Annotated in this window: 14 protein-coding genes and 1 pseudogene; 2 read left to right on the top strand and 13 right to left on the bottom strand. The window is 71.5% G+C overall.

What is annotated here, in order from left to right:
• Window positions 1–151: 151 nt before the first annotated feature.
• The 6 genes from pstB to HMPREF3099_RS02460 all read right to left on the bottom strand — a co-directional run bounded on the left by pstB (window position 152) and on the right by HMPREF3099_RS02460 (window position 8,078).
• Window positions 152–931 (bottom strand): phosphate ABC transporter ATP-binding protein PstB, encoded by a 780-nt coding sequence (gene pstB, locus HMPREF3099_RS02435; protein ID WP_070703620.1) that lies wholly within the window; start codon window positions 929–931, stop codon window positions 152–154.
• 14 nt (window positions 932–945) lie between these two features.
• Window positions 946–2,097 carry a phosphate ABC transporter permease PstA gene (pstA, locus tag HMPREF3099_RS02440; protein ID WP_070703622.1) on the bottom strand — a complete coding sequence of 384 codons (1,152 nt, stop codon included), beginning with the start codon at window positions 2,095–2,097 and terminating at the stop codon, window positions 946–948.
• 1 nt (window position 2,098) lies between these two features.
• On the bottom strand, window positions 2,099–3,082 hold the full coding sequence (gene pstC / locus HMPREF3099_RS02445; protein ID WP_070703624.1) for a phosphate ABC transporter permease subunit PstC: 984 nt from the start codon (window positions 3,080–3,082) through the stop codon (window positions 2,099–2,101).
• A 79-nt stretch (window positions 3,083–3,161) separates the two neighbouring features.
• Window positions 3,162–4,457, bottom strand: coding sequence for a phosphate ABC transporter substrate-binding protein PstS (gene pstS, locus HMPREF3099_RS02450; RefSeq protein ID WP_070703626.1), 1,296 nt, complete (start codon window positions 4,455–4,457; stop codon window positions 3,162–3,164).
• Window positions 4,458–4,824: 367 nt separating this feature from the next.
• Window positions 4,825–5,436 (bottom strand): hypothetical protein, encoded by a 612-nt coding sequence (locus tag HMPREF3099_RS02455; protein WP_070703628.1) that lies wholly within the window; start codon window positions 5,434–5,436, stop codon window positions 4,825–4,827.
• Window positions 5,433–8,078, bottom strand: a complete 2,646-nt coding sequence (locus tag HMPREF3099_RS02460) for a DEAD/DEAH box helicase (protein ID WP_070703644.1) — start codon at window positions 8,076–8,078, stop codon at window positions 5,433–5,435. The genes HMPREF3099_RS02455 and HMPREF3099_RS02460 overlap by 4 nt, the downstream gene beginning before the upstream one ends.
• A gap of 90 nt (window positions 8,079–8,168) precedes the next feature.
• Between HMPREF3099_RS02460 and rpmB the strand changes: the two genes are divergently transcribed.
• Together rpmB and HMPREF3099_RS02470 are read left to right on the top strand one after the other, a co-directional pair.
• Window positions 8,169–8,408, top strand: coding sequence for a 50S ribosomal protein L28 (gene rpmB, locus HMPREF3099_RS02465; RefSeq protein ID WP_070703630.1), 240 nt, complete (start codon window positions 8,169–8,171; stop codon window positions 8,406–8,408).
• Complete coding sequence (locus HMPREF3099_RS02470; protein WP_070703632.1) at window positions 8,405–8,527, top strand: ribosomal protein bL36; 123 nt, start codon at window positions 8,405–8,407, stop codon at window positions 8,525–8,527. Before rpmB ends, HMPREF3099_RS02470 begins: the two co-directional genes overlap by 4 nt.
• Here HMPREF3099_RS02470 and HMPREF3099_RS02475 read toward each other — a convergent pair whose 3' ends face one another.
• The 7 genes and pseudogenes from HMPREF3099_RS02475 to HMPREF3099_RS02505 form a co-directional block, all read right to left on the bottom strand.
• Complete coding sequence (locus HMPREF3099_RS02475; protein WP_070703646.1) at window positions 8,528–9,082, bottom strand: cysteine hydrolase family protein; 555 nt, start codon at window positions 9,080–9,082, stop codon at window positions 8,528–8,530.
• A 59-nt stretch (window positions 9,083–9,141) separates the two neighbouring features.
• Window positions 9,142–10,662, bottom strand: coding sequence for a purine-cytosine permease family protein (locus HMPREF3099_RS02480; protein ID WP_083323422.1), 1,521 nt, complete (start codon window positions 10,660–10,662; stop codon window positions 9,142–9,144).
• A gap of 13 nt (window positions 10,663–10,675) precedes the next feature.
• On the bottom strand, window positions 10,676–11,386 hold the full coding sequence (locus tag HMPREF3099_RS02485) for a hypothetical protein (protein ID WP_070703634.1): 711 nt from the start codon (window positions 11,384–11,386) through the stop codon (window positions 10,676–10,678).
• 5 nt (window positions 11,387–11,391) lie between these two features.
• Window positions 11,392–12,315, bottom strand: coding sequence for an ABC transporter ATP-binding protein (locus tag HMPREF3099_RS02490; RefSeq protein ID WP_070703636.1), 924 nt, complete (start codon window positions 12,313–12,315; stop codon window positions 11,392–11,394).
• Window positions 12,315–13,223: an ABC transporter permease gene (locus HMPREF3099_RS02495; RefSeq protein WP_070703638.1), complete on the bottom strand. Its 909-nt coding sequence runs from the start codon at window positions 13,221–13,223 to the stop codon at window positions 12,315–12,317. The genes HMPREF3099_RS02490 and HMPREF3099_RS02495 overlap by 1 nt, the downstream gene beginning before the upstream one ends.
• The gene (locus HMPREF3099_RS02500; RefSeq protein WP_070703640.1) at window positions 13,220–14,134 is read right to left on the bottom strand and encodes an ABC transporter ATP-binding protein; all 915 of its coding nucleotides are present in this window, start codon (window positions 14,132–14,134) and stop codon (window positions 13,220–13,222) included. Before HMPREF3099_RS02500 ends, HMPREF3099_RS02495 begins: the two co-directional genes overlap by 4 nt.
• 81 nt (window positions 14,135–14,215) lie before the next feature.
• Window positions 14,216–14,528: pseudogene (locus tag HMPREF3099_RS02505) on the bottom strand (recombinase RecQ); the annotation flags it as partial.

Raw genomic sequence — 14,528 nt, forward strand, 5'->3', positions numbered from 1 at the left:
CATGACCCACGCTCAACTCCGAAGAGCCTGATAACGATTGTATGAGTGACGACCTGTTGGGGTGCGCGCTCACTCGCCAGGACCGTGCTCAACGCACTGCTCCCCGCCTCTCACACGGAGACGCGGGGAGCAGTGCGTGCAGATGAACGGATCAGCCGAAGCGGCCGGACACGTAGTCCTCGGTCTCCTGGTGGCTGGGGTTCTCGAAGATCTGCTTGGTCTCGCCGTACTCGATGAGGTGGCCGGGCTTGCCGGTGCCCTCGATGTTGAAGAAGGCGGTCTTGTCGGACACACGCGTGGCCTGCTGCATGTTGTGCGTCACGATGACGACCGTGTACTTCTCCTTGAGCTCGTGGATGAGGTCCTCCACGGCCAGGGTCGAGATCGGGTCGAGGGCCGAGCAGGGCTCGTCCATGAGCAGCACGTCGGGCTGCACGGCCACGGCGCGTGCGATGCACAGACGCTGCTGCTGACCACCGGACAGGCCGGAACCCGGCTTGTCCAGACGGTCCTTGACCTCGTTCCACAGGTTGGCACCGCGCAGGGAGGCCTCCACCAGGTCGTCCGCGTCACGCTTGGGCAGGCGCTTGGCGTTGAGCGTCACGCCGGCCAGCACGTTCTCGCGGATGGACATGGTCGGGAAGGGGTTGGGCTTCTGGAAGACCATGCCCACCTGGCGACGCACCTCGACGGGGTCCACCGACTTGCCGTACAGCGGCTGCTCGTCGAGCAGGATGTTGCCTTCCACACGGGCGCCAGGGATCACCTCGTGCATGCGGTTGATGGTGCGGAGCACCGTGGACTTGCCACAGCCGGACGAGCCGATGAAAGCCGTCACGGTGCGGGGCTCGATGACCATGTTGACGTCCTCGACGGCCTTGAAGTCGCCGTAGAAGATGTTCAGGTCGGTCAGTTCGATGCGCTTGGACACGCGGGGACTCCTCGTCAGCTCTTCTTCGGTGCCAGGGCGGCAGCGATGGCTCGTGCGATCAGGTTCAGAACGAGCACCAGGACCACCAGCAGGAACACTGCGATCCAGGAGCGCTCGAGACTCGGGTCAGGATACCCGCCGTTCAGGGGGTACTGGAACAACTGGTATGCGTAGAAGGCCAGCGAGTTCATCGGGCCCTCGAAGGGGTTCCAGTTGGTGGCGGCGTTGTACCCGGCGGCGACCAGCAGCGGGGCGGTCTCACCGATGACGCGCGACACACCCAGGAACACGCTGGAGGCCAGACCGGCGGCCGCGGTGGGCAGCACGATCTTGGTGATGACGCGCCACTTGGGCACGCCCAGGGCCAGCGCCGACTCACGCAGGTCGCGCGAGATGACGCGGAGCATCTCCTCGGAGTTGCGCACCACGATCGGGATCATGAGCACGCACAGCGCGATCGCACCGGCGATGCCCATCTTGGTGCCCGGGCCGAAGATCATCGAGAACAGCGCGTAGGCGAACAGACCGGCCACGATGGACGGCACGCCGGTCATGACGTCCACGAGGAAGCGCAGCGCACGGGACAGCCAGCCGTTGTTGCCGTACTCCACCAGGTAGATGGCGGCCATGAAGCCGATCGGGATGGAGATCACCGAGGCGATGAGGGTGATGAGCAGCGTGCCGATGAGGGCGTGCTTCATGCCACCGACCAGGTCGGCACCCTCCTCCACGCGCTTCTCGTCGACACCACCGGAGATGCCGTACATGTCCTCGGTGAGCACCTGCGGGTTGGTCACCAGCGCCGGGATGGCGTTGCTGCACACCGACCACAGGAGCCAGGCCAGCGGGATCAGAGCCAGCGCGAAGGCGATGTACACCATCGCGCGGACCACCTGGTCGACACCCTGGCGGTGACCCGCCGTGGCGCGGTAGCCCACGTACAGGGCGACGAGGAAGAAGATCGCGGTGAAGATCACGAACAGGGCGATGTTCCACCCGACGAGGAAGGCCGCGAGGGCGCCGAGGGCGGCGGCCACGGCGAGCATGCCGATCCACAGCGTGCGGGACGCCGGGCGGATGGCGTTGTAGTCCAGGGCCGGCATCGCCGGGCCACGGTCGGCCTCGTGCGTGGGGCCGTGGTTCAGGTCGACAGGGGACGTGGTCATGTCAGCTGTTCCTCCGCTCGACGATCCAGCGCGCCACGAGGTTGACCAGCAGCGTCAGCACGAAGAGCACGAGGCCCAGGGCGATGAGCGTGTTGACCCGCAGACCGGTGGCGTCCGGGAAGTTCAGGGCGATGTAGGCGGGGATGGGCGAGTTGCCGCTGCCGATGACGTTCCACTGGAACTCGTCGCTGGGCGACAGGATCATGGCGACGGCCATGGTCTCGCCGAGGGCGCGGCCGAGGCCGAGCATGGCGCCACCGATGACGCCGGGCCACCCGAAGGGCAGCACGGCCTGCTTGATCATCTCCCACTTGGTGGCACCGAGGGCCAGGGAGGCCTCCTCGTTGCCGCGGGGGGTCTGGGCGAACACGTCGCGCGAGACCGAGGTGATGATCGGCAGGATCATGATGGCCAGCACGATGGACGCGGTGAGCAGCACGCGACCGGTGGTGGAGGCGTCCTCGAACAGCGGGATGAAGCCGAGGTTCTTCTCGAGCCACTTGTAGAAGCCCTTGAGCAGCGGCGCCAGCGTGAGGAAGCCCCACAGACCGAAGATGACCGACGGGATGGCGGCCAGCAGGTCGATGACGAAGCCCAGGGCCTTGGAGAGTCGCGGGTTGGCGTAGTGGGTGATGAACAGCGCGATGCCCACCGCGATCGGCACGGCGATCGCCATGGCCATGGTCGCGGCGAGCAGCGTGCCGCCGAGCAGGTTCAGGGCGAGCGACCAGAAGCCGTTGTCGCCGACCTCGTCGGACTGCTGGATGGCGGGCCAGGCCTCCTTGATGAGGAAGGCGGCCACGAGGGCGAGGATGACGGCGATGAGGATGCCGGAGCCGACGGCGAGGCCGTAGAAGACCTTGTCGCCGACGCGACCGGTGCTGGCCCCGCGCTGGGGGTCGGGCTGCGGGTCCGGCGCCCCCTGGTCGGGTTGCCCGACCGGGAGCTTCGTCGCCCCGCCCATGGAGGGGCTGGTGTCAGCCATGGTGTCTCCTTGGAATGAGGGTGGATCGCGACGACGGGGCCGCACTCACAGAGCGCGGCCCCGTCGGGGTGGGGCTGGGTCAGCCAGCAGCCTTGATGCCCTTGACGGACTCGGCGATCTGCGCAGCGGTCTTGGCGGAGATCGGCGCGGAACCGGCCTCGTCGTGGGACTTCTGCTGGGCCTCCTCGGTGATGACGTAGGACAGGAAGTCCTTCACCTTGGCGGCGTCCTCGGCGTTCTTGTACTCCTTGCAGGCGATCTCGTAGGTCACCAGCACGACCGGGTAGCCACCCTCGACCTCACGGTTGAGCTCCAGGGCCATGTCGCCCTTCTCGCGACCCTCGAGCGGCTTGGAGCCCTCGACGACCTTGGCAGCGGCCTCCGGGGAGTACTCGACGAACTCCTCACCGACCTTCACCTTGGCGGACTTGAGCTCACCCACCTGAGAGGCGTCGGCGTAGCCGATGGCGCCCTCGGCGCCCTGGATGGTCTGCACGACGCCCGAGGTGCCCTTGGCCTTCTCGGCGCCGTCCACCGGCCACTCCTTGCCCGGCTCGTGCGGCCACGCGTCGCCAGCGGCCTCCTTCAGGTACTCCTGGAAGTTGGCGGTCGTGCCGGACTCGTCGGAGCGGGCCACGACGGTGATGTCCGTCTCGGGCAGCTCGACGTCGGGGTTGTCGGCCTTGATGGCGTCGTCGTTCCAGGTCTCGATCTCACCGTTGAAGATCTTGGCCATGGTCTCCGGGGAGAGGTTCAGGGAGTCCACACCCGGCAGGTTGTAGGCGATGGCGACCGGGGAGATGTAGGCCGGCAGGTTGATGGCACCCGCCTCGCCGCACTGCTCCTTGGCCTTCTCCATCTCCTCGTCGTCCAGGGCGACGTCGGAGCCGGCCCACGGGGTGGCACCACCGAGGAACTGCTCGACACCGGCGCCGGAGCCGTCCGGGGAGTAGTTGACGGTCACGTCGCCGTTCTTGCCCTGGTAGCCCGCGATCCAGGCCTTGACGGCGGACTCCTGCGCGGAGGAACCGACACCCTTCAGGTCGCCCTTGGCGCCCTCGGTCTTGGTGTAGGTCGGGTAGGTGCCCTTGCCACCCTCGGGGGCGGAGGTCTCGGAGGAGGAGCCGGACTCGGCCGGAGCGGAGGACTCGGCGGGGGCGGAGGACTCGGCGGGGGACTCAGCCGGAGCGGAGGACTCGGCGGGCGACTCGGCCGGAGCGGAGGACTCAGCCGGGGACTCGGCCGGCGCCTCGGAGGTGGTGGTCGAGGTGGTCTCGGAGGACTTGTCGCCCTCGGAGTCGCCACCACAGGCGGCCAGGGTCAGGGAGGAGGCCGTCGCCAGGGCGACCACGGAACCAAAGCGGTTGAGCTTCACGAGAGGGACCTTTCACGAGGTGCTCGGGGTGATGATCCGCCGCCTCAGGGTGCTGCAGACCACGGCGTTCGCGCCGCGTAGCCAACCGTAGGACTCCCGAACAGCAGCGCACGCCAAAAGGGGTGAACGCACGATGAACAGTTGGGGACCATCTCGTGCCCCTGCGTGACGCGGATTACACCAGGCTCCGGGAGCCGCCCGCACCCGGCCCGCCCCTCCCCGAATGCAGGAACGCACCGACCCGTGGAGCGCCTCTCGGCGTGCGGCCGCTCGTGGCGGCGAAGGGTGGAGCCCGGGGCTACCGACGGGTCGGTGCGCTCGGCCGACAACGCTACGCCCCTGACCGTTGTTCCCGCACCCCGCCGGCTCAGACGAGGGAACCGGCCCGCCACAGCCGGGCGCCCGCCACGAGGTCCTCCGCCGTGTCCAGCAGGGCCAGGCCCCGCCCCAGCCCACCGCGGGTCGCGGAACCCTCACCGCCGCCCACCCCGCGGCCGGCACTGACCACCCGGCAGAACGCCGCCGCCCGCTCCAGCGCGACGGCCAGGTCACCGGCGTACACCCCGTGGAGCACCGCATCGGCCAGCTCCCGGACCTCCTGCGGCCCGGGCGGGTCCACCACCCCGGCCACCGCGTGGGAGACCTCCGCGGCACGCACCCCGGCGGCGTACTCGCGGGACACCTCCACCGGCCGCGTCGCAACCCACTGGCGCAGTGCGTAGAGGCGCCACAGCGCCCCCGGCAGCGAGCGGGCCGGGCGGTCGGCCCAGAGGAGTGCCAACGCGTCCAGCCCGAGCTCGTCCACGAGCTCCACCAGGCGCCGCGTCACCTCCGGGTCGCCCTCGGCCCTCCCCCGGTGCACCAGAACCTCGGCCGTGGTGTGGCTCAGCTCCAGGGCGTCCGCGGGGTCGGTGCCCCCGACGTGCTGGTCGAGCTGCCACCCGGCGCGGAACGCGGGACGGCGCGGACGCTCGCTCACGAGGTGGCCGGCCCCATCGAGACGGCGCGCACCACGGCCTCGCCCAGCTCGTCGGAGGCGTCCAGGTCGACCACCGCGGTGATGCGCCAGTCGTAGTCGCCGGCGGCGTCCTCGATGACCTGCTCCACCACCCACGCGCGCTCCCCCTGCAGCACACCCTCGGGCAGCGCCTCCAGCCGCGCCTCGTCCGGCGCGGTGTCCACGAGGAAGAACTCCGCCGAGCGGGCCGAGGGGCCGATGCCGACGTCCTCGTACTCGTCGTAGTACGCCCCCAGGGCCTCGTCCCAGGCGTCGGCGTCCATGACCACCCGCGCCGGCGGGTCCGAGAGCTGGGCCACCGCCTCCTCCAGCTCCCCGAGCTGCCGGTAGCGGTCGTGGGCCACGAGCTCCACCCGCCGGAACATGGCCGTGCGCACCATCACCCGGAAGGCCCGCTCGTTGGCGGTGACGCCCTGCGCGCCGTGGGCCGGGCGCACCTCCTGGGCCTCGCGGTCCGGCACCTCGCCCCCGGCCAGGAGCGTCCACTCGTCCACCAGGGAGGAGTCGGTCTGCCGGATCACCTCGCCCAGCCACTCGACGACCTCCTCCACGGCCTCGGTGCGGGCGTGGTCGGGCACGGTGTGGCGCAGCGTGCGCCAGGCGTCCGAGAGGTAGCGCAGCAGCACGCCCTCGGCCCGGGCCAGGTCGTAGAAGCGCACGTACTCACCGAACGAGGCGCCCTTCTCGAACATGTCGCGCACCACGGACTTGGGCGAGAGCGTCTCGAAGGTCACCCACGGGTGGGACTGGCGGTAGATCTCCAGCGTGCCCTCGAGCAGCTCCTCGAGCGGCTTGGGCCAGGTGATCTCCTCCAGCCGGTTCATGCGCTCGGTGTACTCGATGCCGTCGGCCTTCATCTCGGCCACGGCCTCGCCGCGGGCCTTGAACTGCTGCTGCACGAGCACCGGGCGCGGGTCGTCGAGCACGGCCTCGATGACGCTCACCACGTCGAGGGCGTGGGTGGGGGACTCGGGATCGAGCACCTCCATCGCGGCCACGGCGAAGGGGGCCAGCGGCTGGTTGAGCGCGAAGTCGTCGCTCACGCCCTCGGCCAGGCGCACCGCCGTGGCACCGGTCTGCTCGTCGACCTCCTGGGTGACCACGCCGGCGTCGCGCAGGCCGCGGTAGAGCTCGATGCTGCGGCGCGCCAACCGGCGGCGCCCGGCCGCGGTCTCGTGGTTGTCGCCGACCAGCCGGCGCATGGTGCGCCAGGCCTCCCCCGGCTCACCGGGGCGCTGGATGACGTTGAGCAGCGTGCCGTGGGTGACCCGCATCCGGCTGGAGAGCGGCTCAGGCTCCGAGCGCACGAGCTTGTCGAAGGTCTCCTCGGTCCAGGAGACGAAGCCCTCCGGCGGCTGCTTCTTCACGAGCTTGCGCCGCTTCTTCGGGTCGTCGCCCGCCTTCTCCTCGGCCCGCGCGTTCTCGATGACGTGCGGCGGCGCCTGGGCCACCACGTGGCCGGAGGTGTCGAAGCCGGCCCGGCCGGCGCGCCCGGCGATCTGGTGGAACTCGCGGGACTTCAGCACGCGCATGCGGGTGCCGTCGAACTTGGCCAGGCCGGTGAACAGCACGGTGCGGATGGGCACGTTGATGCCCACGCCGAGGGTGTCCGTGCCGGCGATGACCTGCAGCAGGCCGGCCTGGGCGAGCTGCTCCACCAGGCGGCGGTAGCGCGGCAGCATGCCGGCGTGGTGCACGCCGATGCCCTGGCGCAGCAGGCCCTTGAGCGTCTTGCCGAAGCCGGCGGAGAAGCGCACGTCCGCCAGACGCTCGGCGAGGGCCGCCTTCTGCTCCGGGGTGGGCTTGACGGTGCCGGAGAGCGCGAGCGCCCCCTCCACGGCCTGCTTCTGCGAGAAGTGGACGACGTAGACCGGCGCCTGGTGGGTGGTGAGCAGCTCGGTGAGCGTCTCCTCCAGGGGGGTCATCCTCCACTCGAAGCTCAGCGGCACGGGGCGCTCGGCGCCGGCCACCACGGCGGTGGGGCGGCCGGTGCGGCGGGTGAGGTCCTCCTGGAAGGAGGACACGTCGCCCAGGGTGGCGCTCATGAGCAGGAACTGGGCCTGCGGCAGCTCCAGCAGGGGCACCTGCCAGGCCCAGCCGCGGTCGGGCTCGGAGTAGAAGTGGAACTCGTCCATGACCACCAGGCCCACGTCGGCCGCGGCCCCCTCGCGCAGGGCGAGGTTGGCCAGGATCTCGGCGGTGCAGGCGATGATCGGGGCGTCGGGGTTCACGGCGGCGTCGCCGGTCATCATGCCGACGTTCTCGGCACCGAAGACGTCCACGAGGGCGAAGAACTTCTCGCCCACCAGGGCCTTGAGCGGCGCCGTGTAGAAGGACACCTTGTCCTGGGCCAGGGCCACGAAGTGCCCGGCCACGCCCACCAGCGACTTCCCCGACCCGGTGGGGGTGGCGAGGATGACGTTGCTGCCGGCCGCGAGCTCCAGGGCGGCCTCGTCCTGGTGGGGGTAGAGGTCGATGCCCTGCTCGGTGGCCCACTCGACGAAGGCCTCGTGGACCGCGGCGCCGTCGGGCGTGGTGCTGGAGGGCAGGCGGTCCACCAAGCGGCGGGTCTCGGACGGCGCGGGGGCAGCGTGGTCGGTCATCGCGCCCATCATCGCACCGGGCACCGACAGCCCAAGGGCGGCACCGACCCTGTTTGAGAATGGTTCTCAGGTGAGATACGGTCCCGCCCCATGAGTTCACGTTGCCAGGTCACGGGGGCCACGGTCTCCTTCGGCCACACCATCAGCCACTCCCACCGCCGCAGCAAGCGCCGCTGGACCCCCAACGTCCAGCGCCGCCGCTTCTACGTGCCCTCCCTGGGCCGCACCGTCCGCCTCGACGTCAGCACCAAGGGCCTGCGCACCATCGACAAGCGCGGCATCGACGCCGTCGTGCAGGACATGCTCGCCCGCGGCGAGGTGATCCGATGAAGGTCCGCGCCTCCCTGCGCTCGCTCGCCCGCCAGCCCGGCGCCCAGGTGGTGCGCCGCCGCGGCCGCACCTACGTCATCAACCGCAACAACCCCCGCATGAAGGGCCGCGCCGGCTGATCAGTCGTCGAGCACCTGCGAGGTGGTCACCTGCGTGACCTGCGGGGCGAAGAGGGCCATCTGCCGCAGGGCCAGCTCGTGGTTCTCGGGTGTGGAACCGGCGCAGGCGTCGGTGACCACCTCCACGAAGGCCCCCGCGTCCGCCGCCGGCAGGGCGGTGGCGACCACGCAGCAGTCGGTCGCCACCCCCGCCAGGCGCAGGTGGGCGTTCTCCCCCACCACGGCCTGCAGCATGTCGTGCCACTTGCCGAAGGTCGGCTCGGTGACCACCAGCGCGTCCAGGTCGGCCAGCTCCGGCACCACCTCGTAGAGCGGGTCGGCGTCCGGCACCTGCGCGAAGGACCACTCCCGGTAGTAGGGCACCCAGGAACCGGTGGGCTCCTCGTCGGCCACGAAGCGGGTCACCACCACCCGGCCCGGGTGCGCCGCGGCGAGCCGGCGGATGGCCGGCACGGTCTCGGCGAACATCGGCGAGCCCCACGGACTCGTGGCGGGGTCGGCGAAGATGCGCTGCGGGTCGATCACCACGAGCCACGGCTCGGGCGCCACCCCCATCGCCCCCAGGCCGGCGTCGACCACGTCCACCGGTCCCGCACCCTCCGGTCGGCCGGCGCTCACGCCCGCTCCTCCTGCCGGCGCACGCGGCCCCGGCCCACGAGCAGGTAGCCGAGGAAGCCCAGACCGAGTGCCACGAGCACGCCGAGGTTGGACCACGCCCACGCCCCCTCGCGGCCGCCGAGCCCCAGCGGGCCGAGCAGGTAGCCCTGCCAGCCCAGCCAGTCGGCATAGGAGTTGGTCACCAGGCCCCAGCCCACCACCGAGGCCAGCAGCATGAGCAGCACCGGGCCCCAGGCCACGGACCCGTAGCGGCCGCGGGCGTCGAACAGCGCGGCCTCGTCGTAGTCGCGGCGGCGCATGAGGATGTCGGCGATGAGGACGCCCGCCCAGGCCGCGATCGGCACGCCGAGGGTGATGAGGAAGCCCTGGAAGGGACCGAAGAAGTCCTCGGCCACGAACACCACGTACAGCGTGCCGGCGGTGAGCAGCACGCCGTCGACGCCGGCCGCCATCGGGCGGGGCAGGCGCACGCCCAGGCTGAGCAGCGTGAGGCCCGAGGAGTAGATGCCCAGCACGGCGCCGCTCACGAGGCTCAGCACCGCGGCGACGAGGAAGGGCACGAGGAACCAGGTGGGCAGGGCCGCTGCCAGCGCACCGATGGGGTCGGCCGCGATGCCGACGCGCAGCGCCTCGTCCGACCCGGCCAGCAGCAGGCCGAAGACCACGAGCAGGGCCGGCGCCAGGGCACCGCCGAGGGTGTTCCAGAAGACCACCTGCCCGCCGGGGGTGGAGCGCGGCAGGTAGCGCGACCAGTCGCTGGCGATGTTGATCCAGCCCAGGCCGAAGCCGGTCATGGTCATGATGAGGGCGCCCACCATCGCCTGGGCGGAGCCGTCCGGGATGCCCTGCACCGCGGAGAGGTCGACCTCGTCGAGCGTGAGGAGCACGTACAGCACGGTGATGGCGCCGGTGAGCCAGGTGAGCACCGACTGCAGGCACATGATCACGCGGTAGCCCAGGACTGCCGCGGTGATGATGAGGCCCGCCACCACGACCGCGGCCGCCACCTTGGTGAGCGTGCCACCACCCCAGCCGAGGCGCTCGGCGATGGTGGCCGTGGCCAGGGTCGCGAGGATGGCCAGCACCGTCTCCCACCCGATGGACAGCAGCCACGAGACCACTCCGGGCAGCTTGTTGCCGTGCACGCCGAAGGGCGCACGGGAGAGCGCCATGGTGGGGGCCGAGCCGCGCTTGCCGGCCAGGGCGACGACGCTGCAGAGCAGGAAGCTGACGACCACCCCGAGGACGCCGACGAGCAGGGCCTGCCGGAAGCTGATGCCGAAGTCGAGGATCCACGTGCCGTAGGACAGGCCGAAGACGCTGATGTTGGCCGCGAACCAGGGCCAGAAGAGGTCGGACGGCCTGCCGGTGCGCTCGGACTCGGCCACCACCTCGAAGCCGGTGGTCTCGACGAGCGAGGAGGACGGGGAGGAGGCGGGCGACGCGGGCCCGGACACGTCGGAGGCGCCGAGGGCACTGGCCCCCGACGCCTCGGACGACGGTGTGGTGCGGCTCATGCACCGAAGAGTGTCACGAACCCTTGGCCAGCCGCATCCTGCGCAGTGCCCACCAGGCCAGCACGAACCCGAGCAGCAGGGCCACGACCAGCACGATCACGCCGCCGGTGGCGCTGAGGTCGGTGAGGTCCACCGAGGCCCGGGCGTCGCGGAACTGTTCGGCCACCGCCATCGAGGCGTGGTGGAGGCTGAGGAAGCGGGCGCGGGGCGCGAGCCCGATGAGCATGCCCTCCCAGAGGACCAGGTAGAGCGCGCCGATCATCACCGCGTGCTTGACCCAGGCCGAGAGCGCGGTGAAGACCGCCCCGTTGGCCAGGCCGGAGACCGCGCCGGCCACCACCCAGGAGGTCACCTCCTCGGAGCCCATGACACCGGCCATGCCCCCGGCCGTCAGGGCGCCGAGCAGCGCCGAGACGCCGCAGACCACCAGCATCTTCTGGAGCAGGATCGAGGCCCGGGAGGTGGGGGTGGCCAGGACGTGCACCACCGAGGAGTCGTCCACCTCGTTGCCCAGTCCGTTGACGGCCACCAGCAGGGCGGTGAGCGGCACGACCACCGAGGTGCCCAGGTCGCGCACCACCTGGTCGGCCAGCACGGGGTCACCCCCCTCGGCGACCACGCGCAGCAGCAGCGCCAGCAGCAGGCCGCCGAGCGGCAGGGCAAGCAGGAGCAGGGGGCGCAGCCCGCGCGAGAGCGCCCGCCAGGTCATGGTGGCGATCGTCATGGACCTCACCGTCCTTCCACGAGGTAGCCGAAGACGCTCTCGAGCGACTCGTCGGTGGGGCGCACGCTGTGCAGGGCGATGCCCTCGCGGTGCGCCACCGCGGGCAGGAGGCGAGAGAACGCCTCGAAGTCGGTGACCTGCACTTCCAGGCCGGACGCGGCACCCGCGCCCAGGGCCACCGACGAGGCACCGTCCCGGGCGATGAGGGCCGCGGCCAGGGCGCGGTCGTCGGAGGACTGCACCGCGTACCGGTGCGGCCGGTTGGTCATGAGGCGGCGCAGCTCGCGGAAGTTGCCCGAGGCGAGGTGGCGTCCGGCCAGCATCACCTGGATGGTGCCGGCCAGCTGCTGCACCTCCTCGAGGATGTGGCTGCTCACGAGCACGGTGGCCCCGCGGTCCGCGTACTCGTGGAGCGTCCCCATGAGGCGCACGCGCTGACCGGGATCCATGCCGTTGAAGGGCTCGTCGAGCAGCAGCACCTCCGGCTCGTGGACGAGCGCGGCGGCCATCTTGGCGCGCTGTCGCATGCCCTTGGAGTACTTGCCCACCCGGCGGTCGGCCGCGTCGACGAGGTCCACCACCTCGAGCGCCCGCCGGGCGGCGGCGCGGGCGTCCGGCAGCTTGTGCAGGCGTGCCATCGCCGTGACGAACTCACGCCCGGTGAGCTCGTCGTACATGGCCTCGGTCTCCGGCATCATGCCCAGGCGCCGGTAGATGCCGGGGTTGCCGCGCACCGGCTCCCCGTCGAGCGTGATGGTGCCGGCCGAGGTGGACTCGAACCCGGCCACCATCGCCATGAGGGTGGACTTGCCCGCACCGTTGGGGCCCAGCAGCCCGGTGATGCCGGGCTCCAGGTCGAAGGTCACGTCGTTCACGGCGACCACGTCGCCGAACCAGCGGGACACGCCGTCGATCGTCACGGTGGCCATCAGTTCACCCTCCGGTAGCGGGCCACCAGGCCCAGGATCCCCAGCACGCAGGCGACCACGAGCACGACCAGGTACCCGGCCGCGGTGGCGTCGTCGAGCGCCGGCGTCAGCTCCTCGTTGCCGGTGAGCCAGGCCAGCACCCGCTCCACGGCCGTGTTGGGGCTCAGCAGCGAGGCCCACCGGGCCATCAGCCCGTGCTGGCTGCCCATGGACCTGACGGCCTCGTTGACCACGCTGACCACGGCCCCCAGCACCAGCAGCACGCCGAGGATCACGGCCGTCGCCACACCCCGCCGGGGGGTGAGCGCGGCCACGAGGCCGGCGAGCGTGCCCACGGCGACGGACACCAGGAGCGCGCCCAGGACACCCACCAGCGCGGCGCCCCAGACGGTTCCGGCGTCACCGCCACCCAGCCACCAGCCGAGGGTCCCGACGAGGATGCCCACGGTCTGGAGCGTGAACAGCGCGAGCACCAGGGCACCCAGCCGGGAGAGGACGTAGTCCGTGCGGCTCAGGGGCCGGGACAGGTAGTGGACGATCGCGCGGGAGCGCAGGTCGGCGGAGAACAGCACCGGAGCGGCCACCGCGGCGAAGAGGGCCACCAGGGTCGCGAACGCGTAGGGCACGCGGGCCGGGTGGAAGACGGGCTCCCCCGCCAGGCCGCCGAAGATCACCATCACGGCGCCGGTGATGAGCATGGGGGCGGCCATGAGCGCCAGGCAGAGCCACGGCATGACCTTGCCCTTCCAGGTGCGCCCGAGACCGAAAGCCGAGGCGTACCCCTGGCGCACCAGGTAGCCGAGGGTGCCGATGCGCCCGGTCCGAGGCCCGTCGTAGCCCCGGTAGCCCAGGTCGTGGATGACCGACCGCGGCGCGGCGGCCGGGTCGGTGCGGTCGGGGGTGCTCATGCGGCGTCGTCCTCTCCCAGGAACAGCTCGGACAGCTGGTGGCGCGAGGCGGTCATGCGCGAGAGGCCCCACCCGTTCTGCGCACAGAGCTCCACGACGGTGGCACGGGCGTCGCCCGACCCGTCGGGGACCACCACCCGGCTCCCGCTGCGGCCCGCCTCGATACCGCGGCAGTGCAGCCCGGCGATGAGGCCGGAGGTCGCCCCCTCCCCGTCGACCTCCACCTCCAGGGCGCCGGTGTCGGCGGTGAGGTCGCCGATGGCGGCGGAGGTCACCAGACGGCCGCCATCCAGCACCACGACGTGGTCGCAGATGCGCTCGAGCTCGCCCAGCAGGTGCGAGGTCACGAGCACCGAGATGCCGAAGTCGCGCCCGATGCGCTGCACGAGGTCGAGCATCTCGTCGCGCCCGGCCGGGTCGAGGCCGTTGGTCGGCTCGTCGAGCATGATCAGGTCGGGGTCGTGCACCAGGGCCTGCGCGAGCTTGGCGCGCTGCTTCATACCGGTGGAGTAGGTGCCCACGGGGCGGTGGCGCGCCTCCTCCAGGCCCACGTGGCGCAGCACGTCCGAGGCCCGCTCCCGGGCGATGTCGCGCGGCAGGCCGGAGACCCGGCCGTAGTGCATGATCGCGCGCGCCGCGCTGACGTCCGGGGGCAGGCAGTCGTACTCGGGCATGAAGCCCACCCGGGCCCGGGCCCCTCGTGGGTCCTCGGCGGGGTCGATGCCGAAGACGGTCGCCGTGCCGGAGGTCGGCGGCTCGAGGCCCAGGAGCATGCGGATCAGCGTGGACTTGCCCGCCCCGTTGTGGCCGACGACGCCGGTGACCCCCTCCCCCACCGTGATGTCGAGGTCCTGCACCGCGGTGAAGGTGCCGAACCGCTTGGTGAGCGACCGTGTGCTCCAGACGTCCATGGGCACACGGTAGGAACGTGGACCCGACCGGGGGCTCATCCCGTGGTCCCACCCCGGTGGGATTCCTGCCCCCGTGGTCCGTCAGCCCTCCACGGCGAGCGCCAGCGGGAGCACCGCACCGGCCCCGGCCCGTCGCAGGGCCCGCCCGGCCACAGTGAGGGTCCACCGCGAGTCCACGAGGTCGTCGACCAGGAGCACCGGGCCCGGCGTGGCCCCGAGGGCGCGGGCGAGGTCCGGCCCGACGGCCAGGCGCCCCCACACGCCCGCCAGGCGGAAGGCGCTGTTGCCGCCGGGCTCGCCCACCGGGCCACCGTCCACGAGGTCGAGGGCCCCGAGCAGGGGCAGGCGCCCGATCCCGGCGATGCGCTCGGCGAGCGAGCCCACCAGCTGCGGG

Source organism: Kytococcus sp. HMSC28H12, assembly GCF_001816045.1.
Classification (GTDB): Bacteria; Actinomycetota; Actinomycetes; order Actinomycetales; family Dermatophilaceae; genus Kytococcus; species Kytococcus schroeteri.